Annotated in this window: 19 protein-coding genes; 10 read left to right on the forward strand and 9 right to left on the reverse strand. The window is 68.7% G+C overall.

Features of this window, described 5'->3' with window-relative positions:
- Positions 1 to 100: 100 nt before the first annotated feature.
- Positions 101 to 1,543: a sensor histidine kinase gene (locus NE236_RS02680; RefSeq protein WP_252840151.1), complete on the reverse strand. Its 1,443-nt coding sequence runs from the start codon at positions 1,541 to 1,543 to the stop codon at positions 101 to 103.
- Positions 1,536 to 2,198, reverse strand: coding sequence for a response regulator transcription factor (locus NE236_RS02685; RefSeq protein WP_252840152.1), 663 nt, complete (start codon positions 2,196 to 2,198; stop codon positions 1,536 to 1,538). The genes NE236_RS02680 and NE236_RS02685 overlap by 8 nt, the downstream gene beginning before the upstream one ends.
- Positions 2,199 to 2,312: 114 nt before the next feature.
- On the opposite strand from NE236_RS02685, the gene NE236_RS02690 reads away from it, so the two are divergent.
- Positions 2,313 to 2,744 carry a hypothetical protein gene (locus NE236_RS02690; protein WP_252840153.1) on the forward strand — a complete coding sequence of 144 codons (432 nt, stop codon included), beginning with the start codon at positions 2,313 to 2,315 and terminating at the stop codon, positions 2,742 to 2,744.
- A gap of 82 nt (positions 2,745 to 2,826) precedes the next feature.
- On the opposite strand, the gene NE236_RS02695 is transcribed toward NE236_RS02690, so the two are convergent.
- Positions 2,827 to 5,790, reverse strand: a complete 2,964-nt coding sequence (locus NE236_RS02695) for an IPT/TIG domain-containing protein (protein WP_252840154.1) — start codon at positions 5,788 to 5,790, stop codon at positions 2,827 to 2,829.
- Between the two features lie 434 nt (positions 5,791 to 6,224).
- Between NE236_RS02695 and NE236_RS02700 the strand changes: the two genes are divergently transcribed.
- Positions 6,225 to 9,485, forward strand: a complete 3,261-nt coding sequence (locus NE236_RS02700) for a GH92 family glycosyl hydrolase (protein ID WP_252840155.1) — start codon at positions 6,225 to 6,227, stop codon at positions 9,483 to 9,485.
- Positions 9,486 to 9,511: 26 nt separating this feature from the next.
- Here NE236_RS02700 and NE236_RS02705 read toward each other — a convergent pair whose 3' ends face one another.
- Positions 9,512 to 9,721, reverse strand: a complete 210-nt coding sequence (locus tag NE236_RS02705) for a hypothetical protein (protein WP_252840156.1) — start codon at positions 9,719 to 9,721, stop codon at positions 9,512 to 9,514.
- Between the two features lie 103 nt (positions 9,722 to 9,824).
- A complete protein-coding gene (locus NE236_RS02710; RefSeq protein ID WP_252840157.1) occupies positions 9,825 to 10,340 on the reverse strand; it encodes a hypothetical protein in 516 nt (171 codons plus the stop codon).
- A 188-nt stretch (positions 10,341 to 10,528) separates the two neighbouring features.
- Here NE236_RS02710 and NE236_RS02715 point away from each other — a divergent pair, with 188 nt between their 5' ends.
- Positions 10,529 to 11,476: a GlxA family transcriptional regulator gene (locus NE236_RS02715; RefSeq protein ID WP_252840158.1), complete on the forward strand. Its 948-nt coding sequence runs from the start codon at positions 10,529 to 10,531 to the stop codon at positions 11,474 to 11,476.
- Between the two features lie 60 nt (positions 11,477 to 11,536).
- Here the strand turns inward: NE236_RS02715 and NE236_RS02720 are convergent, their stop codons facing one another.
- Both NE236_RS02720 and NE236_RS02725 read right to left on the reverse strand, forming a co-directional pair.
- Positions 11,537 to 11,914: a hypothetical protein gene (locus NE236_RS02720; RefSeq protein ID WP_252840159.1), complete on the reverse strand. Its 378-nt coding sequence runs from the start codon at positions 11,912 to 11,914 to the stop codon at positions 11,537 to 11,539.
- Positions 11,915 to 12,308: 394 nt separating this feature from the next.
- Positions 12,309 to 14,333: an intein-containing Rv2578c family radical SAM protein gene (locus tag NE236_RS02725; protein ID WP_252840160.1), complete on the reverse strand. Its 2,025-nt coding sequence runs from the start codon at positions 14,331 to 14,333 to the stop codon at positions 12,309 to 12,311.
- A 72-nt stretch (positions 14,334 to 14,405) separates the two neighbouring features.
- Here NE236_RS02725 and NE236_RS02730 point away from each other — a divergent pair, with 72 nt between their 5' ends.
- Positions 14,406 to 14,900 carry a sigma-70 family RNA polymerase sigma factor gene (locus NE236_RS02730; protein ID WP_252840161.1) on the forward strand — a complete coding sequence of 165 codons (495 nt, stop codon included), beginning with the start codon at positions 14,406 to 14,408 and terminating at the stop codon, positions 14,898 to 14,900.
- The gene (locus tag NE236_RS02735; protein ID WP_252840162.1) at positions 14,897 to 15,598 is read left to right on the forward strand and encodes a hypothetical protein; all 702 of its coding nucleotides are present in this window, start codon (positions 14,897 to 14,899) and stop codon (positions 15,596 to 15,598) included. The genes NE236_RS02730 and NE236_RS02735 overlap by 4 nt, the downstream gene beginning before the upstream one ends.
- Positions 15,599 to 15,684: 86 nt before the next feature.
- Here the strand turns inward: NE236_RS02735 and NE236_RS02740 are convergent, their stop codons facing one another.
- Positions 15,685 to 16,536 carry a hypothetical protein gene (locus tag NE236_RS02740; protein ID WP_252840163.1) on the reverse strand — a complete coding sequence of 284 codons (852 nt, stop codon included), beginning with the start codon at positions 16,534 to 16,536 and terminating at the stop codon, positions 15,685 to 15,687.
- 135 nt (positions 16,537 to 16,671) lie between these two features.
- Here NE236_RS02740 and NE236_RS02745 point away from each other — a divergent pair, with 135 nt between their 5' ends.
- Positions 16,672 to 17,289 (forward strand): DUF4865 family protein, encoded by a 618-nt coding sequence (locus NE236_RS02745; RefSeq protein ID WP_252840164.1) that lies wholly within the window; start codon positions 16,672 to 16,674, stop codon positions 17,287 to 17,289.
- A 94-nt stretch (positions 17,290 to 17,383) separates the two neighbouring features.
- Here NE236_RS02745 and NE236_RS02750 read toward each other — a convergent pair whose 3' ends face one another.
- The gene (locus NE236_RS02750) at positions 17,384 to 18,487 is read right to left on the reverse strand and encodes a site-2 protease family protein (RefSeq protein WP_252840165.1); all 1,104 of its coding nucleotides are present in this window, start codon (positions 18,485 to 18,487) and stop codon (positions 17,384 to 17,386) included.
- Positions 18,488 to 18,564: 77 nt separating this feature from the next.
- Here NE236_RS02750 and NE236_RS02755 point away from each other — a divergent pair, with 77 nt between their 5' ends.
- From NE236_RS02755 to NE236_RS02770, 4 genes are all read left to right on the forward strand, one after another.
- Entirely contained in the window at positions 18,565 to 20,130 is a 1,566-nt protein-coding gene (locus tag NE236_RS02755; protein ID WP_252840166.1) for a glycoside hydrolase family 10-like protein, read from the forward strand.
- A 128-nt stretch (positions 20,131 to 20,258) separates the two neighbouring features.
- Entirely contained in the window at positions 20,259 to 20,462 is a 204-nt protein-coding gene (locus NE236_RS02760; protein WP_252840167.1) for a DUF3040 domain-containing protein, read from the forward strand.
- A gap of 332 nt (positions 20,463 to 20,794) precedes the next feature.
- On the forward strand, positions 20,795 to 21,370 hold the full coding sequence (locus tag NE236_RS02765; RefSeq protein WP_252840168.1) for an RNA polymerase sigma factor: 576 nt from the start codon (positions 20,795 to 20,797) through the stop codon (positions 21,368 to 21,370).
- The gene (locus tag NE236_RS02770; protein ID WP_252840169.1) at positions 21,357 to 22,148 is read left to right on the forward strand and encodes a methylated-DNA--[protein]-cysteine S-methyltransferase; all 792 of its coding nucleotides are present in this window, start codon (positions 21,357 to 21,359) and stop codon (positions 22,146 to 22,148) included. The genes NE236_RS02765 and NE236_RS02770 overlap by 14 nt, the downstream gene beginning before the upstream one ends.
- The last annotated feature ends 41 nt before the right edge of the window (positions 22,149 to 22,189 follow it).

Raw genomic sequence — 22,189 nt, forward strand, 5'->3', positions numbered from 1 at the left:
TAGGCGAGCGCCCCAGCACGGTACGGCGCAGCGCCCGTGCACACGCAACCTGAAACGGCGGCGGGGCAGGCCATTGACCGGCACGTCCCCGGGTACGCCTTCAAGGTCTCGGCGTAGCCGCATTGCCGTTGTACGGCAGTTCAGCCTCGAACAGTGCGCCTCCGCCCGGCCGGGCGCGTACGACGAGTGATCCGCCGTGTCGCACCGTCACATCGCGCGCGATGGCGAGACCGAGCCCGGCGCCGCCGTCGTCGTCCGCGCGGCGCGCGGCATCGAGGCGTACGAACCTCTCGAAGATCCGCTCACGCTGATTCTCCGGTACGCCGTCCCCGTCGTCGGCGACCTGCAGGACGGCCATGCCGTCGCGGGCTCGTACCGACACCACCACCTCGGAGGCGGCGTGGCGTTGCGCGTTGTCGACCAGATTTCCCAGCACTCGGGCCAGTTGGCTTCGCGCCCCCTCCACGTTCAGATCCGCCAACGGCTCCAGCCTGACGGGGATCCGGTCGCCGACCCGCTGAGCGAGTTCCTCCTCCACCAGGTCGGCGAGGCTGATCTCCGACCTGGAGAGCGGTTGTTCTCCCGCGTCCAGCCTCGCCAGCAGGAGAAGGTCGGTCGTCAGCCGCTGCAGGCGCGCCACGTCCTCGGCGGCGGCCCCGACATCGAGCAGCGCTGGGTGGGAGGCGCCCACCTCGAGTTGCGTCCGCAGTGACGCGATGGGGTTTCTGAGCTCGTGGGAGGCGTCCGCCACGAATCGGCGCTGTCGTTCCACCGCCCCCTCCAGCGTCGCGAGCGTGGCGTTGGTCGTACGTGCCAACCGGGCGATCTCATCGCGTGACGCGGGTACTGGTACCCGGCGCGACAGGTCGGAGCTCGCGGTGATGGCGGCCATCTCCCGCCGAATGTTCTCGACCGGCCGCAGCGCCCGTCCGGTCACCAGCCATGTCGCGACGCCGACCACCGCCAGCAGCAATGGCAGCCCGATCAGCAACGACCCCTTTACCGCCCGCATCACACTGCGCTCGGTGGCCACCGGGGAGCCGACATTCACGATGATCGGTTCGCCGCCGGCGCCGGTGACCTCGTGCGCGGCCCAGCGATAATCTCCCGTCACCCCGTCGGCCCGGACGGTCTTCGGCGGGGCCGGTCGGCCCTGGGGTTCTGGCGTAAGGGACGGCGGATCGATGGTGACCGAGGGCAGCGGTACGGGCGTCGCCGTCGCCGCCGTCGCTGTGGGGAGCGCATCCTGGCCGACCGTGCCGACCGGTGTCAGATGGACGTTGGACGCCAGCACCCTGCCTCGCGAGTCCGTGATCTCAGTAGGGGTCGCCTCGTCCAGCCGAACCGCATCGGGAGGCGTCCCAGACGCGAGCGTCGTCGCGATGGAATGCGCCTCGATCCTTGCCTGCTCGTCGGCTTTCTTCCGCAGATCGGCCCGCAGCACCAGCAGCACGGCCATCCCGGTGATCACCAAAGCGACCGCCACGACCGCGGTCGCTCCGGCGGCCGCCCGTAGCCGAACCGATCCCCGCGGTCTACGCATCGGTGATCACCCGGTAGCCCGCTCCGCGGACCGTCTCGATCACGCCGGCTCCCAGCTTGCGGCGCAGTCCGCTCACGTACACCTCGACGATGTTGGGATCGCCGTCGTACGAGAAGTCCCAGACATGCTCCATGATCTCCACTTTCGAGACGACGTTTCCCGCGCTGAGCGCGAGTTGTTCCAGTACGGAGAACTGCTTGGTGGACAGCCGGACCTCATCCTCGCCCAGCCGTACCTTGCGGGCGCTGCGGTCGATGATCAGATTCCCGACCCGCACGACCGGCGATGCGCTCTGCCCGGCCCGGCGCAGCAGAGCCCGTATCCGCGCCAGCAGCACCATGTAGGAAAACGGCTTGGTCAGATAGTCGTCCGCACCGCTGTCCAGGCCCTCGGCCTCGTCGTACTCTCCGTCTTTCGCCGTGAGCATCAAGACCGGCACATCGTTGCCTGAGCGCCGCAAGGCCTCGCACAGGTGATAGCCGTTCATCCCGGGAAGGTTGATGTCGAGGATGATCAGGTCGTAGGGCACTTCGCCCGCGAGGTGCAGGCCATCCCTGCCGTCATGCGCGACATCAACGGCGAAGCCCTCAGCTCTGAGTCCCCTCGCCAGCGAAACCGCAAGCCGCCTTTCGTCCTCCACGATCAGCAAGCGCATTGCCACAGTCTCACCTATGTCACCTGAAGAGTTCTTCAGGTGACTTCAGCCTGCCTTCAGCCGCGTTCTGCGAGCTTCTGTCCCGAAGCGACCACGCGACAGAAGGGAAACGCAGTGAAGCGCACTCTCATCCTCGGTGGCTTGACGGCCATCACCTCGGCGGCTCTGATCGGCGGCACGGCCTCGGCCTTCGCCGACACCGGCAACGCCGGTCGGGCGCACACGACGACTTGCGACGGCGGCTCGTGGCTGATTCCGGCCGGTCCGGGGAAGACCACGACGCCTCCGGGGAAGACCACGACGCCTCCGGGCCGCCCGGGGAAGACCACGACGGGTTCGGGGCTGACTCCGTTCGGTCCGGGGAAGACCGTGACGGGTCCGGTGACGGTCGTGGACGGTTCGGGGCTGACTCCGTGCTGCCTGGTGCTGACCCCGGCCGACCCGGTGCTGACTCCCGCGAAGGGGAAGCCCTCCCACGTTCGCTGGGGCCACGCGCACCCTGTCGCGAAGCCGGTGCCGGGCGACAACTGCGGAAACACCCGCTGAGTGGTTCGAACCGCCGGGGCCGCGCGTCTGCGCGGCCCCGGCGGGCCCTTCTCGGCACCTCCAGCTCTGGGGCTAAGGGCTATCAGGGTGTCGGGTTGTCGATCTCAAAGCCGTCGAAGGTGGCGTACTGTCCGGAGAGCTTGGTCACGACGATCTTGTGGACGCCCGCCGAGAGCGTGGGGCTGGTGTAGACGGCGACGTCGGCGTGACGTGTGCCGTCAGCGGGCACCGTGTTGACGACGGTCGGGGTTTCCCCGTCGATGGACACGCTGATCTCGCCTTGGTCGGTGTACTGCTCGCCGAACACCTTGATTCCGGTTCCGATGAACGTGAACGTGAGGTTGCTGCCGTTGGTCACCGCGTAGTGGAGGTCGTCGTTGTGGTCCCCGAGGCCTCGGCCGCCCGAGTAGTCCCAGGCGCTGTAGGTGATCGATGGGTCGGTGTCGTCGATCCGTGATGCGGCCGGCGGTGTTCCGATGTAGACAGTGACGCCTGCTGACGGTTTTGATGTGGCTCCGTCCTTGCCGGACTGCGTGGCGGTCAGCGTGTGCTGGCCCTCTGAGGAACTGGTGAGAGCGCAGGCCCACGTGCCGTCAGCGCCGGTCACTGCAGTACAGCCGGTCTTGTCCACGTTGTCGCCGGCCGCGACGGTGTCGCCGGGCACTCCGGTTCCGCTCACCGTGTAGGTGTGGGGCAAGCCGGTGGTGCCGTTCTTGGGGGCGGTGATCACCGGCCTGGGCACGTACGTGCCGACGCTGACGTCGGTGCCGTCCGCTCCCGACGGCACTGTCGCGATCAGGAACCCGGAGGAGACCGACCGCACATCGGTCGCGCGCTGGTCACCGAAGAACACCGGGGTGCTCGGCGAGAAGTTCGCGCCGGCGATGAGCACATGCTCGGTCGTGGATCCAGTGGTGACCGGGGCGGGCGCGGAGACATAGCTCGCTTCGGCTCGCCCGCCTGCCAGTGACTGGTACTGGCTGGTCAGTCCCGCGTTGGCGAGCATCGATTCCGGGATGTCGCCCGGGCGCGGCGATGCGGGGACCGTGGTGTTGTCGCTGATGTGTGAGTCGACTGGCGAATTGCAGAAGTAGCTGCCTGGATTGTCGGAGAAGAAGTTGCCGGTGACCCAGAAGTGGCCGGTGGCCGAGCAGCCGCCCTGCGCGCCCAGGGAGGTCAGCGGGTGGAACTCCACGTTGCCGCTGAAGGAGATCCATTCCGAACCCGCGTCGTCGTAGAACGCGTTGAATCTGGAGCCATCGTTGTACACGACATTGCCGGTGACGTGCAGGCCGTGGGCGAGCGTCGCCTCCGCGTCGATCGTGCCGTCGGTCTTGTAGACGTACTGCGCCTGGTGGCCTTCCATGTAGACCGCCCCGCCGTCGTCGAGTACCTGCATGACGTTGAAGATCAGGTTGTTGCTGATCGTGTTGTCGGCGTTGACGTTGGTCGAGTTCTGTGGGTGGTCGGCGTCATCGACGTGGCCCTGGATGACGCCCGCGGTGATGCCGGTGTACGGCAGGTCGTAGAGGTCGTTGTGGGTGATCGTGGTGTGCTGGCTGAACAGCAGTGTGATTCCACAGGCCGAGCGGTAGTCGGTGCCGACGTCATGAATCACGTTGTTCGCGACCGTGGTGTGGTTCAGGATCTCGTTCTGCCCGACCGGGTCCGCCGCGACCGCCTTCGGGTCGGGGGTGCAGCCGGCCTTGATCACCGAAGCCGGCGTGGTCGTGGGAGTCGGATCGTAGGTGCAGCCGAGCAGCAGCGCGGTTGAGGCGATCTGGGTGAACTCGTTTCCTTCGATGAGGTTGTCCGAGCCGCCGTACATGAAGCTCAGGCCGGCACCGCCGAGGTCGACGAATCGGTTGCCGGTGATCGTGACGTGGCTGGACGCGGTGAAGGCGACGTTGGCCCTGGGTTGAGTGAGCGCGCCCCACGGGCAACTGCCGGGGGGTGTGGAGAAGGTGCACAGACCCTGGTTGTTCGCGCCGGTCCTGTGCAGGTTGCTCTGTACGTCGGCGAATCCCGCGGTGGAGGACGGATCGTTCCAGGTGGCACCGGAGAATTGGAGGCCCGCGAAGGTGATGTCGTGCAAGGGCTTGGTGAGGCTCCCGGCGCCTTGCAGCAGTGTTTCCAACCGAGGCAGCTCGACGTCCAGGCTCGCCATCTGCTGACCGCTCTTGGGCGCGTAGTAGAGCATGTTCTCGGCACTGTCGAGGAACCACTGTCCGGTCCGGAGCAGCCCGTGGGCGTTCTGGATCGTCGAGGGCATCTGCGAGGTGGACATCGACGGCAGGCCGCCGGTGCCCTGGCTGAACGGGGCGCTATCAGTGACGTTGGTCCAGCAGGGCTGATCCATGATCAGCGTGCTGCCGGACATACGTGCGACCCCGCACTTCGAGTCCGTCCACGCCCCGTTGCCACCGGGGTAGTCGAACTCGACCTGTGCCAGCTGCGCGGGTGTGAGCTCGGCGAACCAGCCCCGTGCCGCGGCGTCCTTCGACAGGTCGTACCCGGCGGCCGAGCCGACCCAGCCGTCGGCGAAGTGCAGGGCCGCCGGCGTGGCCTGCGCGATGGGCGCTTCCGCGCCGTCGACGTAGAGCTGCCGGCTGAAGCTGTGAGGGGGCACCCTCGCCGACCACACGCCGGTGCTGCCGACCTGGGCCCAGCCGGTGACCCCGGTGGCGCCGGAGATCACCGGGTGCGCGCCCGGCGCTGCCTGCCATACGACCGGGTGACCGGCGCTGCCGGAGTCGGCCGTACCGAACTCCCACGGTTCGCTCAACCGGTATGTGCCATCGCGGAGCTCGACCGTGACGTCCGCCGGCTCAGCGCCCTGCTCGATCTTGCGCACCGCAGCCTGCGCCGTGGCCGGCGAGCACGGATTACTCGACGTACACGCCGCGCCGTGGCCATCGGGTGCCGCCCACAGCACCGATCGCGTCGCCGCCTGTGCGGGACCCGCCGACCAGGCGAACACCCCCGCACCGGCCAAGCCGAGCACGATGGAGACGAAAACCTTGCACGCTGACACCAACCACTTCATGACCGCTCCGGAACCGTTGCCGACGGGTCCCACCCGCAGGGCAATACATCGGATGAATGTGACATCACTGTTCTCGGTCATCTGCGTGTTGGGATCACGAACGGCACGTGGTCGCACGACAGAAATCACGCGGCAGGCCATCCCGTGAGGCGCGTGGTCTTTGTGCGCAGCGCGTAGTCTGCCTCGCCAGTTCGATCGATAAGGGGACCGAACCTGGCATCTCCTTCGTCACGGATGGTTGTTGATCGGCGAAGACGGCGTGACGAATGGTCGGTGGTCTGCACATCGGTGCCGCCTTTGTCTACCTCTCTGGCCGGTTTAGGACGCCCGGTATGTCATTAAGTGCACCGGGTTGACCTTCTTCTGGGTGAGGGTTCACGATGCCTTGGATGACAACGTTGTCAGTTGTCAACGATCTCCCGAGAGGAGACGCGATGAGGAGACCGGCGGCGCTCCTGGCGACTGCCGTGGCACTGGTCACGGTGGCGTCCATCGGCAGCGGCCCTCCCGCCATGGCGCAGGTCCCGCACCCTTCGCCCAGTCTTGGATCCCAGCTCGGCAACGCTCGTACGGCCACCTGCGTCAAGGGGCCCGGCGGACGTCTGACCAACTGTCCGAAACCCCTCGCGGCCAAGGCACTGCCGAAGGCCGCCCGTGACACCTCCACCCTCGCGTCCGTGAGCGACCCCGCCTCACTCGTCGACACGCGTACCTGGACGACCGGCGGCGGCAACACCTTCCCTGGCGCCGACGTGCCGTATGGCATGGTCCAGTGGAGCCCCGACACGATGCCGCACCGGAACGCGGGCGGCGGCTACAACTACGGTGACGAGCAGCTCACCGGCTACAGCCTGACGCACGTCAGCGGCCCTGGTTGCGGCGCGGCTGGGGACATGCCGATCCTGCCGATCACCGGCGACCTGCCCAGCGGCAATGTGAACGACGCCACGACGTCGTTCACCAACGCCGGCGAGGTCGCCCAGGCGGGCTACTACTCGGCGCAGAGCAACCTTCCCGACACCATCACCTCGCAGTTCACCGAGACCCCGCACAGCGCGATGGGCCGGTTCACCTTCCCCTCCACCAACCAGGCGGGCTTCCTCGTCAAACTGAAGGACAGCCAGAACGGCGACTCCGCCTCCAGCGCCCAGATCGTTGGGAACAACGAGATCAAGGGCTCGGACACGAGCGGTGGCTTCTGCGGCGACTCCGCCCAGTACACCCTCTACTACGACATCATCTTCGACCGGCCCTTCACCGCGTCCAAGGTCATCACCGGGTCGGACTCGAGCCTCGACGCCGTGTCGGTCACCTTCGACACGACGGAGAACGCGACCGTACAGGCGAAGGTCGGCATCTCGTACGTGAGCACCGACAACGCGAACCTCAACTGGCGCACCGAGAACCCGGGCTGGAACTTCGACCAGGTCAAGAGGGCCGCCCAGGCGTCGTGGAACAGCCTGCTCGGCCGGATCAACGTCTCCGGCGGCACGTACGCCACGACGCAGGAGTTCTACAGCCTGCTCTACAAGGACTTCATCCAGCCGAACATCACGAGCGACGTGAACGGCCAGTTCATGGGCTCGGACGTCAAGGTGCACTCGGTCACCGGCAAGCAGAAACAGCAGTACGGCATGTACTCGGGCTGGGACACGTATCACTCGCTCGCTCAGTTGCAGGCGATGTTGACGCCCAAGGAGGCCGGCGACCAGGCGCAGTCCCAGGTCAACTACTACGCCGAGAACGGCATCATCCAGCAGTGGGGCTACCTGCACCTGGACAACTGGGTGATGGCGGGCGACCCGGGCACCGCGATCGTCGCCGACTACTACGCGTTCGGGGCCAAGGACTTCGACACGAAGACCGCGCTGGCCTCGATGCTGAAGCAGGCGACGACGGTCAACGACGTACGCCCGGGTACGGCGCTGGAGGAGAAGTACGGCTACCTGCCCGAGGACGGCAAGTACGGCTGCTGCAACCCGCACAGCCAGGTCTCCTCGCTGCTGGAGTACGACAACGCCGACTTCGCGCTGTCGCGCTTCGCCGCGGCCCTCGGCGACTCGGCGAACGCCAAGAAGCTGGAGGACCGGGCGAACAACTGGGTGAACGTCTTCAACACCTCCACCGGACTCCTGACGCCTCGTCTGCAGAGCGGCGCGTTCCTCTCCGGCATCGCGCCGTCGACGGGCAGCCACTACATCGAGGGGACCGCGGAGGAGTACCTGTGGGACGTCCCGAACAACTACGCGGGTCTGTTCTCGCTGCTCGGCGGCAATGCCAAGGTCAAGCCGGCGCTGCGGAAGTTCCTGTCCCGCCCGGACGGCTATGGCGAGTACGCCCAGCTGTCGAATGAGTTCGGCTCGGGCGAGGAATACGCGCCGGACTACGCCGGCGACCCGGCCGGTACCCAGCAGGCCGTCAACACCCTGCGGTACGGGCTCTACCTGCCCGGCCCGTCGGGCCTGCCCGACAACGACGACCTCGGGGCCAACAGCTCCGCGTTCGTCTGGGCGATGCTTGGAATGTTCCCGGAGAACCCGGGCAGCGACACACTGGTCTTCGGCAGCCCTGGCTTCCCACACGCGACGATCACGCTGCCGAGCGGCAAGACCATCAAGATCAACGCTCCGGGAGCTTCGGCGTCCACGTACTACGTGAAGTCCCAGAAGATCAACGGCCGGCCCAACAGCAAGCTGTCCGTGCCGTTCTCGACCCTCGCCAAGGGCTCGACGGTGGACTGGACGATGAGCTCCTCAGAGACCTCGTGGGGCACGGGCGCGGAGAACGCCCCGCCGTCGTACGGCCCGACGTTCCCCGCCACCGGCGCGGCGAGCCCATCGTCGCTGATCATGCAACCGGGCGAGTCCGGGAAGACCACGTTGACGGTGCGGTCCTCGGGCCCGTCGGACCAGGCGGTGACGTGGCAGGCCACGGCCTCGCCGGGGATCACGGTCACTCCGTCCTCGGGAACCTTGAACGTCCCGGCCGGCGGCAGCGCCTCGGTGGACATCACGGTCAAGGCGGGTGACACGGACGGGAACTACCCGGTGCAGTTCTCCTTGACCAGTCCGCAGGGCCGCATCCTGCCGGCGGCGCTGTCGGTAATCGTCGCTAAGCCGGGCGATCTGGCGCCGTTCGCCGACAACACCGGCATCAGCGACGACAGTGCCCCGTCTTCGGCGAACTACGACGGAGGGGGCTGGAGCTACTCTGAGCAGGCGCTGACGGCGGCGGGCCTGGCACCGGGCGCGTCGGTGTCGTCGGGCGGGATCACCTACACCTGGCCCAACGTCCCGGCCGGACAGCCGGACAACGTCACGGCCGGGGGCCAGACCATCCCGATCACGGCCCCAGCGGGTGCCACGAAACTGGGCTTCCTGGGCAGCGCGTACAACGCGGGCGAGGAAGGCTCGTCGGGCACGGCCACGATCACCTACACGGACGGGTCGACGTCGACGGCCTCACTCGGGTTCAGCGACTGGACCCTGGCCGGTGGCGGAGGCACGCCCCAGTTCGGCAACGTGATTGCGGCCGCCACTCCGTACCGCAACCACACGAGTGGAAAGGACAACGTGAAGACGTACGTCTTCTCCCAGACCCTGCCCATCTCCAGCGGCAAGACGGTTCAGAGCGTGACATTGCCGTCGTCGCTCAGCCGAGGCTCGATCGGCATCTTCGCCATCGCAGGCGGCTGACACAGTGATCGCAGAGGCCGGGGTCGTCACGGCCCCGGCCTCTCGCCGTCGTGCGCCCAGGCGCGGCCCAGCGCGCGGAGCGCGAGCATGCCGCCGATGCCGGGGATGACGGCTCGCACCGCGATCCCGGCGGTCCGGCTCGGGTCGCGCCAGGTGGCGAAGATTGCGAAGAGCCAGGCGATGCCATGGACTGGGCCGAAGAGCGCGGCGATCCCGTGCACGTCCGCGGTCGCCATGTTGACGAGCAGGACGGCGAGGCTGACCAGTTCGACGGTCGCGGAGACGCGCAGCGGCCGGCGCGTGGGCCGTGGTGCCGGGTTGATGGTCGCGGCGATGGGGTCACACTCCAGTGGTGGAGCCGGGGCGGACGATCATCAGGACGGTGACCGTGGCCCACAGCAGGTTGAAACAGCCGGTCACCATGGCCAGCCGTCGGATCTGGGCGCCATCGAGCCGTGCCGCCGCCGTCGCGGTGCCGGAGTTGCTACCGCCCGAGCCATCGCCGGAGCCGCTGCCGCTCAGACCGGCGATGGCGGTCTCCTGAGCCGGAAGGACCAGCAGCGCGAGTACGAGGGCGGCGACACCGGTCAGAGCGATCGAGACGATCAGCCAGGGGCTGCCCAGGACGTGCATGCTGCTGGCGGTCGCGAAGCCGAAGACGGGGACGGCCAGGCCGACGACGGCGTAGACGCGGCAGATGTGGTGCAGCAGCCGCACGGCGACGACCGCTTCATGCCTGTCGGGTGCCCCGGCGGCCCTGCGGAGCGAGGCGGGGAACATGCTGCCCGCGACGGCGACCGGGCCTACGGCGACGACCGCCGCGAGTACGTGGATGATGAGGAGGATCTTGCTCATCGCTGAGTGTGTGCTTTCGTCGGAGGGCGGCTGCCGCGCCCACGTTAGGAGACGCGGCGAGCACGGGCCATGGGCTGAATCGACACACTACGACGGATTCTCGCCAACTGGCTGAGCTGGGCAGTCGTCTCTACTGCCGGTATGGCACACGGCTATGCGCTGGCTGGAACTCGTCGTACGCTGCGTTCGTGCACACAGTGGCGATCCTGGCGCTGGACCAGACGGTGGTCTTCGACATGGCCGTTCCGATCGAGGTGTTCGGCCGGGTCCGCCTGCCGGACGGGCGCCGTCCGTACCGGGTGCAGACGTGCGGCACGCGCCCGGAGGTGCCGACCCAGACCTTCACCATCCACACCCAGTGGGGGCTGGAAGCTCTCGCGGACGCCGACACGATCATCGTGCCGGGTCGCGAGGAGACCGCCGGCCCGCCGCCGGTCGAGGCCCTGGAGGCGCTGCGGGACGCGGCCGCGCACGGCACGCGCATCGCCTCGATCTGCGGCGGTGCCTTCATCCTGGCCGCCACCGGCCTCCTGGACGGTTTGGCCGCGACCACGCACTGGATCGCCGCGCAGCGATTCGCCGAGATGTTCCCGAAGGTCGACGTGCGGCCCGACGTGCTGTACGTGGACAACGGGCAGTTGCTCACCTCGGCCGGCGCGTCCGCGGGACTCGACCTGTGCCTGCACATGGTCCGCCGCGACCTGGGCTCGGCCGTCGCGGCCGATGCCGCACGGCTGGCCGTAGCCCCCCTGGAGCGCGAGGGCGGCCAGGCCCAGTACATCGCCCACGAGCAACCGCCGGTGCCGCGCGGCTCCCTGCTGGAGCCGACGCTGACCTGGATCGAGGACCACCTGAAGGACGACCTCACCCTCGAGGCCATGGCCGCCCACTGCGGCATGAGCACACGCACCTTCAGCCGCCGCTTCCGCGAGCACACCGGCACCACACCCCTGCAGTGGCTGCTGCGCGCCCGGGTCAGACGGGCACAGTACCTGCTCGAGTACACCGACCACTCCGTGGAACGGATCGCCACCCAGGCCGGCTTCGGATCCGCGACGGCCTTCCGCGAACGCTTCAAGCGCGTCGCCGGCACGACCCCGCACGCCTACCGAGCCGCTTTCCGCAGTTCCCGCTGAACGACCACGCCCGGACGCCGTGAGAGCGAAGGCGATCCGCCTCGGGGCTTCGGCGATCAGCTATCCGAGCCGCAGGAGCCACTTGAGGATGGACGGTGGCTGCAGTTCGCGGGCGAGGGCCAGGGGAGTGACCGCGCTGCCCGCCGTCACGGCGCCGAGTACATGGGCCACGCCAAGCGGACGCTCGGGCTCCCCGACTTCGTTCCCGCGGGCTTCCTCGTCGGCGAGGTAGAACCATACGATTGCGACGAAGTCGGCGGCCGCACCGCTGGCTCGGCGCAGGACAGCATCCTCCGCTGCCCGGCTGGCTTGCTCCAGGTCGGCTATGGCTTGCAGGGCACTGGTAGCGGCCATGGACGAGGAGATGGTCAGTTCCTCGGCCGTCGGGGCCAGATCAGCGAAGTCGGCGTCAGAGGGGTCGGCTGCTCGGACGAGCACGATCCATCCTTCGATCTCCTTGCCCGCCCGGCCGGCGCGCCACGGCGTTGACCATCCGTGGGCCTTGCAGCCTGGCGTCTTCGGGCATGCCGTCGTAGTTCTCGTCGTAGATGACGACGGTGTGGACGGGGAGGTCGACGCCGTCGGTGAGGGTGGAGGTGTGAGGTGACGGTGACGCCTGGCCAAGGCGGCGCCCGCCGGGCGGAATGCAATGACGGCACGGCCGTCGTCCTCACCACCTGGCCTGCTTGGACTGCTGCACCCATGACTGGGCTGACGCGGACTTGGCTGCGCTGCTCGCCGGCGGAGAATGCTCGGGCACAACAGTGACGCAGAGTCGCGGGCAGGTATTCGGTGTGGGGTCTGTCCTTCGTCAGGGAGTTCTCGGGGGTGTTCAGAGCAGGGTGAGTTGTTCGGGCTCGGGAGGCTGTGTTGGAGAGGTGGGCATGCGGCGGACGTTGCGGCGACCGGCGATGCCGTACTTGTCGGCGAGATCCTTGACGCGTTGGGCGATGCGGTGCTGGTAGTCCTTGGGCGCGTACGCGCCCTGGCCGTAGAGGCGGGCGTAGGGAGCGATGAGTTCGGGGTGGTGCTCGCGGAGCCAGTGGGTGAACCACTCGCGGGCGCCCGGGCGCAGGTGCAGGACGATGGCCGAGAGGGAGGTGGCGCCGGTCTCGGCGATCCGGCGCACGGCCGCATCGAGCTGGCGCGGGCCGTCGGTGAGGTAGGGGACGATCGGGCCCATCAGGACGCCGCACGCGATGCCGTGTTCGTTCAGCGTCGCGCAGACCTCGAGGCGCTTGAGGGGGCTGGGCGTGCCCGGCTCGAGCAGGCGCCACAGCTCCTTGTCGACGAAGCCAACCGACACGGCCGCGCTGACGTCGGTGCGCTCGGCGGCCTCTTCCAGCAGCGGCAGGTCGCGGAGGATCAGTGACCCCTTGGTCAGGATCGAGAACGGGTTGGCGGCGTCCCGCAGCGCCTCGATGATGCCGGGCATCAACTGGTAACGGCCCTCGGCCCGCTGGTAGCAGTCGACGTTGGTGCCCATCGCGATGGGCTCACCGGCCCACTTCGGCGCGGCGAGCTCCCGGCGCACGAGCTCCGGAGCATTCACCTTCACGACGATCTGAGAGTCGAAATCCCGCCCCGAATCGAAGTCCAGGTATTCATGTGTGCGGCGGGCGAAGCAGTTGTGTGAAACGACGCCGTTGGCGATGAAGTCTCCGGTCCCGGTGGTGATGTCGTACATCGGCAGCTCCAGGCCGATAGCTTCGATGGACGTCACACCCAGCCGGGCGCTCGTCTTGATCGCGAGACCTTCGATGTTCTGCTTCCGCGTGATCGCCGGATCCACGGTATGGAAGAAGCGGAGACGCTCAGCGATGCCGCCCAGGAGCCGGATCACGATGACCGGCAGGCCCACAGGCTTCTTCGGCTGCTCAATCCTGTATTCGAACCTCAGATATTCGAGGCTTTCCTTGATGTGCTTGATGATTTCCTGGTCGGTATTCGATATTCGGAGAATGCCGTAGGAGCAGCTTCCTTCTGCGTCGAATATCCCAGCAAGAAAACCTTTGTACCAATCCGTCGTTGCTTCGATGGGCCATGCGATCATCTGCCGAATGGCTGCGTTACCTGCCTTGCTCTGATTGCGGATGGCGGGAATTTGCCGACGGCCGAGCTCGGTGTTCTGGAATGTGAACTCGATCGTCGGAACGCCGAGGTCGTCAAGGTAGGTGCGTGAGCGGTCCAAAGCCTCTCGGTCCACCAGTGCGAGCCGAAAGCGGTGAACATCGCCGCTGGGATATGAATACGACCCGAGTTGTCCGTCTCCCCGAATCATCCCGCACAGGTAACCGGCTCGATAGTCGGCGTCCTTCTTTGGCGGTTCGGTGAATTGTCCGGTCCCCACCAGCTTGTTGTTGCAGGTCAGGTGTGGCCGGCGAGCGGCGCCGCACTCGGTGCCGGTAACGTACTTCCAGCCGCGATCGCTCAGGAATCTATGATCGCCGCTCGCGACCAACTCCGTCCCGTCCTCTAGGCGGATCCTGTATGCGGGCTTGACGGTGCTCCAGTGCGCGAGGACCTTCGTGACGACATACCGGCGGTAACTTCCGACCACCTCGGTGCCGTACACCGCATCGCCGACTCGAACGTCACGCAGTGGCTTGGTGCGTCCATCCGCCATGAGGATCGGCGTGTCCCCGGACAGGCAGTAAACACATGCATGACTGCAGCCCCTATAGGGGTTGATCGTCCATTGGAAGGGCACGCGGGAGGCGGCGGGGACCCGGTTGATGATCGACTTGGCTCGGATCTCGTGGAAGGTGATCCCGCGGAACTCCGGGGTGTCGACAGTCACGGGGCGGCCGAACGGCCCCGGATCCTCACCGTCCAGTGACAACGCATCCCAACGCATGAACCCACCTTAGAACATGCGTTCGATGATCGCCTATGTAAGCGGATCGGGCCCGCCGGGCGTGTAGTGGGTGTGAAGCAGCTGGAGTTCCAGGAGTTCTACCTGTCCAGCCGGGACGTGTGCCTGCGGGCCGTCCTGGCCGGTGTCGGTGATCGGCAGCTGGCCGAGGATCTGGTCGCCGAGGCGTTCACCCGGGCCTGGACGTCGTGGCACAGGGTCAGCCGACATCCCGCGCCGTCCGCGTGGATCGTGCGCACGGCGCTCAACACCCGGGTCTCGTGGTGGCGCCGCCGGCGGCGGGAGGTCGCCCTGGAGGGCGATCACGAGGTCGCAGACACCTCGGCCGGCGACGCCGGCCTGGATCCCGCGCTGCTCGCCGTGCTGCGGCGGCTGCCGCAGCGACAACGGGAGGTGATCGCGTTCCGGATCTTCCTCGACCTGGACACCCGGACCACGGCAGAGATCCTCGGCATCGCCCCGGGGACCGTCACCGCCCACCTGTCGCGCGCCGTCACGGCGCTTCGCGACCATCTCGTCACCGCCGACAACCCGGAGGCCGGATCATGAGCACCCACGAGACGGACACACCAGCGGTACTGCACGCGTTGAAGGGCTCTTTCGACCGCGTCACCATGCACACCCCGGTCGAGCAGGTCGTGACCGCGGGCCGCGTCCGGCGCCGCCGGCGCCGCCTCATCGGGGCGGCGGCGGGCGTCGCGGCGATGACCGGGCTCGCGCTCGGCGTGCCCGCCCTCCGTCACCCGTCGACCGCGCCGCCCGAGGCGGGTCTCGACACCGGGGCAGGCTCGGTTCACATCCGCACCGCCGCGTTCACCGTGGACAGCCACAGCGACGGCACCGTCCACGTGACCTGGGACAAGGGGCGATACTTCCAGGACCACGAGGGCCTGCAACGGGCCTTGCGCCAGGCCGGGTTCCCCGTGCTCATCAAGGAAGGCGTCTTCTGCAAGGGGCCACAGGACGACGGATCCCTGGATCCGAGCGGCGTCGGGCGCGGGGTCGAGCACGTCATGAAGGGGGAGCGGAGAGCCGACGGCACCGTCGTGTTCGTCTTCAAGCCCTCGGCGGTGCCCGCCGGGAGGCAGTTGTTCATCGGCTACCTGTCGCCGTCCCAGCTGGCCGTCACGCACGGGCGGCCCGGATCCGTCGAACGCCTGGTCCCCACCGGAGGTCCGCTGACGTGCACCACCCAGGCGCCTCCGCCGGGGCACCAGGGGAACGGGCCCGTCAAGCATCGCGGCTGAGCCGCACACGCCGGATCCGAACAGGGGAAGGTGAGGGGCGGCCGCGACGACGGCCGCCCCTCACCCGCGATCAGGCGAACTCGGCCTCATCCGCGGGCCGGCGGTTCGATGGCGACGGCGCCGAAGCGGTCGTCGGCCGGTGCCTCCCGGTAGAGGAGCAGCCCGGCGTCGGGCACGTGGACGGCGGCGGCGCGGTCGATGGGGTCCAGGCCGACTTCGCCGAGCAGCCACAGGACGTCGCCGGCGGTCTCGCCGAGCAGGTCGATGCCGTCGAGATCGGCGCGCAGGGTGGGAGAGCCGCCCCACTTCGGTGGCCTCCCGGCGTAGATCTGGCCGACCCGCTCCGTACCGTCGTCAAGGCGGCGGGTGCAGATCGACAACTGCCCGCGGCCGATCCGTACGCTCCGCTGGTCCGCCCAACCGCACATGAACGACGCGTGGGGCGGCTCTCCGCCCAGACGGTGCGCGACATCCGTCAGCACGGACCAGGCGCGCATCGCGGGTGTGGCGAAGGGCAGATCCGTGCCGTCGATGTCCGCGCCCTGGCCTGGCAGGAGCCGCACGACGAATGGGGGGACGTGTCCGGGGAAACGGCCCGGATCCGGTGGGGCCAGCGTGATGGTGCCCTCCCAGGGGCCGGCGTCGCCGCCGGCGGATCGCCAGTCGACGGCGGCGTCCATCTGGAAGGTGTCGAAGCATCGGTCGGTGAGGAGCAGGCCGAGGTACTCCCTCAGGTCGGCGGCGACCTGCCCGGCCGAAGCATCCCACCATTCCGGGTCGTGACCGCGGCGGGTGGCGGGCGGCCATCGGCTCGCCGCCATGGCCCCGAGGTCGACGTGCTCCTCGGCGCCGGACCGATTGATGATCGTGTACTGCCAGCCGTCCGGTCCGCCTCGCAGGACGACGCGGGCCGGGAGATGATCGGGCCGGGCTGCCATCCGCCAAAGGTTACGCGGCGTCCCCGCGCCGGGGCGGTATCGGTGCCCGGGCCAGGGTGCCTCGCTGAGCGGATCAATGACGAACCCCTTCTGTACCTACTAGTCTGTACGGACAGACGATCTGAAGGACGGCTCATGTACGCGATGCAGTACGCATTCCCCCTGCCTGCCGGCTATGACATGCCGGGTCTCCGCGACCGGATCGGACTCGCCATGCGCAGCCTCGACGACCGGGCCGGACTAGGTCTCAAGGCATATCTCTTCCGGGAGCGGGGGGCCGGCGGCTCGCCGGTCGACGAGTACGCCTGTTTCTACCTGTGGAACGACACCGGCTCGATGGCCGACTTTCTGGTCACCGGCAGCGGCCGGTTTCAGAACATCATCCGCTTTTTCGGCCGCCCCGCCGTCGACCACTGGACCGGCATCGCCACCGTCGCCGGTCCGGCCCGTGGCGCGGTGCCGAAGGCCGCTTCACGCCGCCTCACCGTGGTCCCGCCGGCTGCCGACGCGGACGAGACCGGCCTCGACCTCGCCGCCCGCATCGAGCACGAGGTCGCCGAACTCCACGCCCTCGCGAAGCGCGACGCGGTGCACACCGCCGCTCTCGGTCTCGATCCGCGAGACTGGCGGCTGGTCAGATTCGTCCTGTGGCAGGACACCGTGCCCTCCGACGAGGACGCCACTGAGCGGTACGAGGTGTTGCACATGTCCGGGCCCGGTCTGGCCGACCTGCCGGAGGGCCCTCGCTTTTAGGGCGCGACGGCGGCGGTCGCGGCGACGAGGGCGGTGGCGGCAGGGTGCCATGGCCGGTCGGCCGGTCCGCCTCGCCGGGAGCAGGGCCCGGCCGTCAGCGCGCCGGGAAGCCGGGGACCTCGCGGGCGAGGTGTTCGAGTTCGCGGGTGAGGTCGTGGGGCGTCACGATGCCGACGAGCCGGTCCCCGTCGAAGACGAGGAGGCGTTCGCGGGTCAGCCGGGCGAGCAGTTCGGTCAGCGGCGTCTCGGTCGTCGTCCGCTCCGCGTCCTCCACGAGGGCGCCGACGGGCGTGTCGGGCGGCTCACTGCGGATGCGCTCGGTGGTGACGACGCCGTGGACGACGCCATCGTCGACCACCGGATAGGCGGAGTGCCGGTGCCGGGGCAGCATCTCGTGCAGGAACTCCGCGACCGGCATGGAACTCGGCACCGTGAACGGGTCGGGCGTCATGATCCGGCGGATCGGGATGCCATCGAGGCGCGCGCGGGCCCGGGCCTGTCCCGCCTCCAGGCCGGCGGCCGTGATCAGGAACCAGCCGACGAGCGTCAGCCACAGGCCGTCCGCGCTCCACATCGAGAGGTAGAAGCCGGTGAGCATGGTCACCCAGCCGAAGGCGCGGCCGACCTGGGTGGTGTGCAGGGTCGCCTTCAGCCGGTCGCCCGACAGACGCCACAGCAGGGCGTGCACGAGCCGCCCGCCGTCCAGGGGAGCGGCGGGGATCACGTTGAAGGCCGCCAGCAGCGCGTTGATCACGGCCAGCCAGGTGACACAGCCGCTCACCAGGCCGTCCACCCCCGCGAGGAGCATGCCTGCCGAAGCGGTCCCGAACGTGATCGCCAGCAGCAGGCTGACCAGCGGTCCCGAACCGGCGATGCGCAGTTCGGCGGCCGGAGTGGGCGGCTCGCCCTCGTAGCGGGCGACGCCGCCCAGCAGCCACAGGGTGATCCCCGTGACCGTGAGGCCGTTGCGGCGGGCCACGATGGCGTGCGCGAGTTCGTGGGCCAGCAGTGAGACCAGGAACACCGTGGCGGTGAGCAGCCCGGCGAGCGCGTAGAACAGGGGATGCAGCCCCTTGTACGTCCGGGGCAACTGCTCGCCGGCCAGGCCGTACGTGATGAGCGCGAAGATCACCAGGACGGTCCAGTTGACGCCGACGCGCACGCCGCCGATCCGGCCCAGCCGGAGGGTGTCGTTCATAGCCGCCGCCTTATTGTCGTCCCGTTATAAGGGATACCCGCCAAAGCACTTGGAAGTCTCCGGCAGAATGCCCTCTCGTGGGTTCATCCATCGCCAAGAGGAGCATCGCGGCCCTCGCGGCCGTGGCCGTCGCGGCAGGATGCGGGGGCCACGGCGATCCGTCCGCGCCCTCAGGGGCCAAGGCGGCCGAATGCGGCCAGGTCACGATGGCCCGTGCGGACGCGCAGCGACAGACCCGTGCGATGTGGATCGTCTCGGTGGGCAACGGCGACTGGCCGACCAGGCCGGGGCTGTCGGCGGCCCGGCAGCAGGCCGAGTACCGCTCACTCCTCGACATGGCCGTACGACGGAACCTCAATACCGTCTACGTGCAGATCCGGCCGGCCGCCGACGCGTTCTACCCCTCCCCGTACGAACCGTGGTCGAAGTACCTCACCGGCAAGCAGGGCCGGAGCCCGGGCTATGACCCGCTGCGGTTCCTGGTCGACGAGGCCCACAAGCGCGGGCTGGAGTTCCACGCCTGGTTCAACCCCTACCGCGTGAGCACCGGGCCCCACCGCGACAGCCTGGCGCCGGGCAACCCGGCCCGGCGGCATCCGGACTGGGTGCACCGCTACGGCGACGCCCTGTGGTACGACCCCGGTCTGCCCCAGGTTCGCGACTTGGTGGAGAAGGTGGTCCTCGACGTGGTCGGCAGGTACGACATCGACGGCGTCCACTTCGACGACTACTTCTATCCCTACCCCCTGCCGGGGGAGGAGTTCCCCGACAAGGCGACGTTCAAGAAGTACGGCACGGGTTTCAAGAGCGTCGCCGACTGGCGCCGGCACAACGTCGACGTGCTCGTGCAGACACTGTCGGGCCGGATCCACCAGGCCAAACCGTGGGTCAGGTTCGGCATCAGTCCGTTCGGGGTGTGGCGGAACAGGTCCGAGGACCCGAACGGCTCGGCGACCCACGCGCTGCAGAGCTACGACGAGATCTACGCTGACACCCGCAAATGGATCAAGAACGACTGGATCGACTATGTCGCGCCCCAGTTGTACTGGCCGATCGGGTTCGGCGCCGCCGACTACCGGACGCTGGTCGCGTGGTGGGCCAGACAGGTGGCGGGCACCCGCGTGCAGCTGATCATCGGGCAGGCCGGATACCAGGTCGGGCACGGTGGGCCGTGGAACGCGACCGCCGAACTGTCCCGGCATCTGACGCTCGACGCGAAGTACCCCCAAGTCACCGGGGAGGCGTTGTTCAGCGCGACCGATATGAAGCAGGATCGCCGCGGCTTCGCCTCCCGGCTCGTCCGCGACCACTTCGGCCGTCCGGCGGTCGCTCCCGCGAGCCCGCGCACGGCCGGCACACGGCCTTCGGCGCCCACCCGCCTGGAGGCCAAGGACCGCCGGGTGAGCTGGCAGGGTTCCGGCGCCGCGGCGTACGCCGTCTACCGTTCTCCGGCGAAGGGCCCGGCGTGCGCCGCCCCGGATCCCCGGGATCTCCTCACGGTGGTGCCGGGGCCGACGACGCAGATCACCGACCACACCGCGAAATCGGGTCAGGTCTACACGTACTACGTGACCGCGCTGGACCAGCGGCGCCGGGAGAGCCCGCCGACCCGGGGCGCCCACATGACCGCCCGGGGCGGCTGATCAGCGTTTCCGCCGCGGGGATGCCACATGTGGCCGTAAAAGCCGGTGCTCGCTGGCTTTTTGAGGTTTCCCGTGCGTAACAAACAGGGGATGATTCCTGGAAATCTGTGACCCCCTGGAGGTGCGGTATGGCGCTCTCGATGGAGGAGGAGCGAATCCTCACCGAGATCGCATCTCAACTCGGCCAGGAAGACCCCCGCCTGGCCGACCGGCTGTCCAACTTCGGGCGCCTGCGCCGCCGGCGGCGCATTCGGGCCGTCCTGGCGATCGTGGTCGCCGTGCTCGTGATCGCCTCGTTGTTGGCCGCGGCGCTCGTCACCGTGCCCGGGTGACGAACGGAGACGCCCCCGCGGGAGATTTCCGCGGGGGCGCCGCACGCCTGGGCCGGTGTGGTGGTCGCCTCTCGGCGAAAGGCACAACGCGGCTCCTGCTCCGACCGTGCGGCCGGACGGTATTCCGCGAAGGCGGTAGGTGCGGCCCGGGGACACATGCCACACCGGCCCCACCAGCCTAACCGATCGCAGCGGTGACGTGGCATATCTCCGGTGGCCGTTCTCAGCGCAGCATAATGATCTACAATGTAAGGGCGGCATCCTGGTGACTAACACGTCAAGATGAAGGTGATGCTCCGCAACCCCATGACCCCGGCCGGTGTTCTACGAGCGTGACCGAGACCGACATCCGCCTTCCGATCGTCGCCGCGCTCACGGAGGACCTCGACACCGGCTTCGTCGCGTTGTTCGACGGCTACCGCAACGTCGTGTTCTCCGCCGCGCTGCGGCTCTGCGGGCGGTGGGCCGACGCGGAGGACCTCACGGCGGAGGCGTTCCTGCGCGCCTACCGCGCGCTCGCCGGTTATGAGCCGCAGCGCATCGCGACCCTGCAGCCGCGTCCGTGGCTCATGACGATCCTGGCGAATCTCTGGCGCAACACCGCGCGCTCGGCCGCCCGGCATCCACCACCGGCGCCGCTCGAACAGGCACCGGAGGCGGTCGATCCGGCCGAACCGACCGAGCAGGTCGCCGAGCGGTCCGAGACGGGCCGTGAGCTGGCCGCGCTGCTCGGCGAGCTGACGGAGGACCAGCGGCTCGCGGTCGTGCTGCGGCACGTCGCCGATCTGCCGATCGCGGAGATCGCCACGGCTCTCGGCGTGCCCGAAGGCACGGTCAAGTCCCACATCTCGCGGGGCCTCAAGCGGCTCCGCCTGCTCTACCCGGGGAGGCACGATGAGCGCCTTTGAGCCCACCGACCCACAGGCCTCCGGCCGGCACGATCCGCTGGTCGCCGGTCTCGCCGCGCTGGCCACCGACGCGCCGGCGGGCCTGCTCGACCGGGTGGCGGCGCGCTGGGTGCGCGTCGACGCCTCGATCGGCGGCGTCTACGTCGCGATGACCGACCAGGGCATCGCCTATCTGCGCACCGGACAGGACGAGGAGCAGTTCGTCGCGTCGTACCGGAGCCGGTTCGCGCGGCCGCTGCTGCCGGGCGGCAGCCCGCCCTCGGCCCTGGAGCGGGCGCTGCGGACGGGCCGGGCCGCCGGTGTCCGCCTGGATCTGCGGGGGCTGCGGCCCTTCGAGGAGGCGGTGCTGCGCGCGGCCGCGGCCATTCCGCGGGGGGAGATGCGGCCGTACGCCTGGATCGCCGAGCGGATCGGCCGGCCCAAGGCCGTCCGCGCGGTCGGCACCGCGCTCGGTCACAACCCGGTGCCGTTGCTGATCCCCTGTCACCGGGTGATCCGGTCCGATGGGCGGATCGGGCAGTACGTCTTCGGCGAGCGGGCCAAAGAACGGCTGCTGCGCATGGAGGAGGTCAACCTCGACGAGGTCAACACACTGGCGGCGAAGAACGTCCATTTCGTCGGCAGTGACACCACCGGCGTCGTCTGCTTCCCCAGCTGCCGCGACGCGCGGCGCATCACACCGGCGCACTGGCACGGCTTTCGTACCCTGGCACAGGCCGAGAGCGCCGGCTACCGATCGTGCCGGCACTGCCGGCCGGGGGCGGCCGTCGTCCCCTGAGCCCCCGTGTCACCGGAGCGCGGGTGTTCAGGCCGTTTTGA

It is taken from the genome of Actinoallomurus purpureus (genome assembly GCF_024055795.1).
Taxonomy (GTDB): Bacteria; Actinomycetota; Actinomycetes; order Streptosporangiales; family Streptosporangiaceae; genus Actinoallomurus; species Actinoallomurus purpureus.

What these genes read in the sequence shown, in the direction of transcription:
- NE236_RS02680 (WP_252840151.1), bottom strand. Translation starts at nt 1,543, where the DNA reads ATGCGTAGACCGCGGGGATCGGTTCGGCTACGGGCGGCCGCCGGAGCG.
- NE236_RS02685 (WP_252840152.1), bottom strand. Translation starts at nt 2,198, where the DNA reads ATGCGCTTGCTGATCGTGGAGGACGAAAGGCGGCTTGCGGTTTCGCTG.
- NE236_RS02695 (WP_252840154.1), bottom strand. Translation starts at nt 5,790, where the DNA reads ATGAAGTGGTTGGTGTCAGCGTGCAAGGTTTTCGTCTCCATCGTGCTC.
- NE236_RS02700 (WP_252840155.1), top strand. Translation starts at nt 6,225, where the DNA reads ATGAGGAGACCGGCGGCGCTCCTGGCGACTGCCGTGGCACTGGTCACG.
- NE236_RS02705 (WP_252840156.1), bottom strand. Translation starts at nt 9,721, where the DNA reads ATGGCGACCGCGGACGTGCACGGGATCGCCGCGCTCTTCGGCCCAGTC.
- NE236_RS02710 (WP_252840157.1), bottom strand. Translation starts at nt 10,340, where the DNA reads ATGAGCAAGATCCTCCTCATCATCCACGTACTCGCGGCGGTCGTCGCC.
- NE236_RS02725 (WP_252840160.1), bottom strand. Translation starts at nt 14,333, where the DNA reads ATGCGTTGGGATGCGTTGTCACTGGACGGTGAGGATCCGGGGCCGTTC.
- NE236_RS02735 (WP_252840162.1), top strand. Translation starts at nt 14,897, where the DNA reads ATGAGCACCCACGAGACGGACACACCAGCGGTACTGCACGCGTTGAAG.
- NE236_RS02740 (WP_252840163.1), bottom strand. Translation starts at nt 16,536, where the DNA reads ATGGCAGCCCGGCCCGATCATCTCCCGGCCCGCGTCGTCCTGCGAGGC.
- NE236_RS02745 (WP_252840164.1), top strand. Translation starts at nt 16,672, where the DNA reads ATGTACGCGATGCAGTACGCATTCCCCCTGCCTGCCGGCTATGACATG.
- NE236_RS02750 (WP_252840165.1), bottom strand. Translation starts at nt 18,487, where the DNA reads ATGAACGACACCCTCCGGCTGGGCCGGATCGGCGGCGTGCGCGTCGGC.
- NE236_RS02760 (WP_252840167.1), top strand. Translation starts at nt 20,259, where the DNA reads ATGGCGCTCTCGATGGAGGAGGAGCGAATCCTCACCGAGATCGCATCT.
- NE236_RS02770 (WP_252840169.1), top strand. Translation starts at nt 21,357, where the DNA reads ATGAGCGCCTTTGAGCCCACCGACCCACAGGCCTCCGGCCGGCACGAT.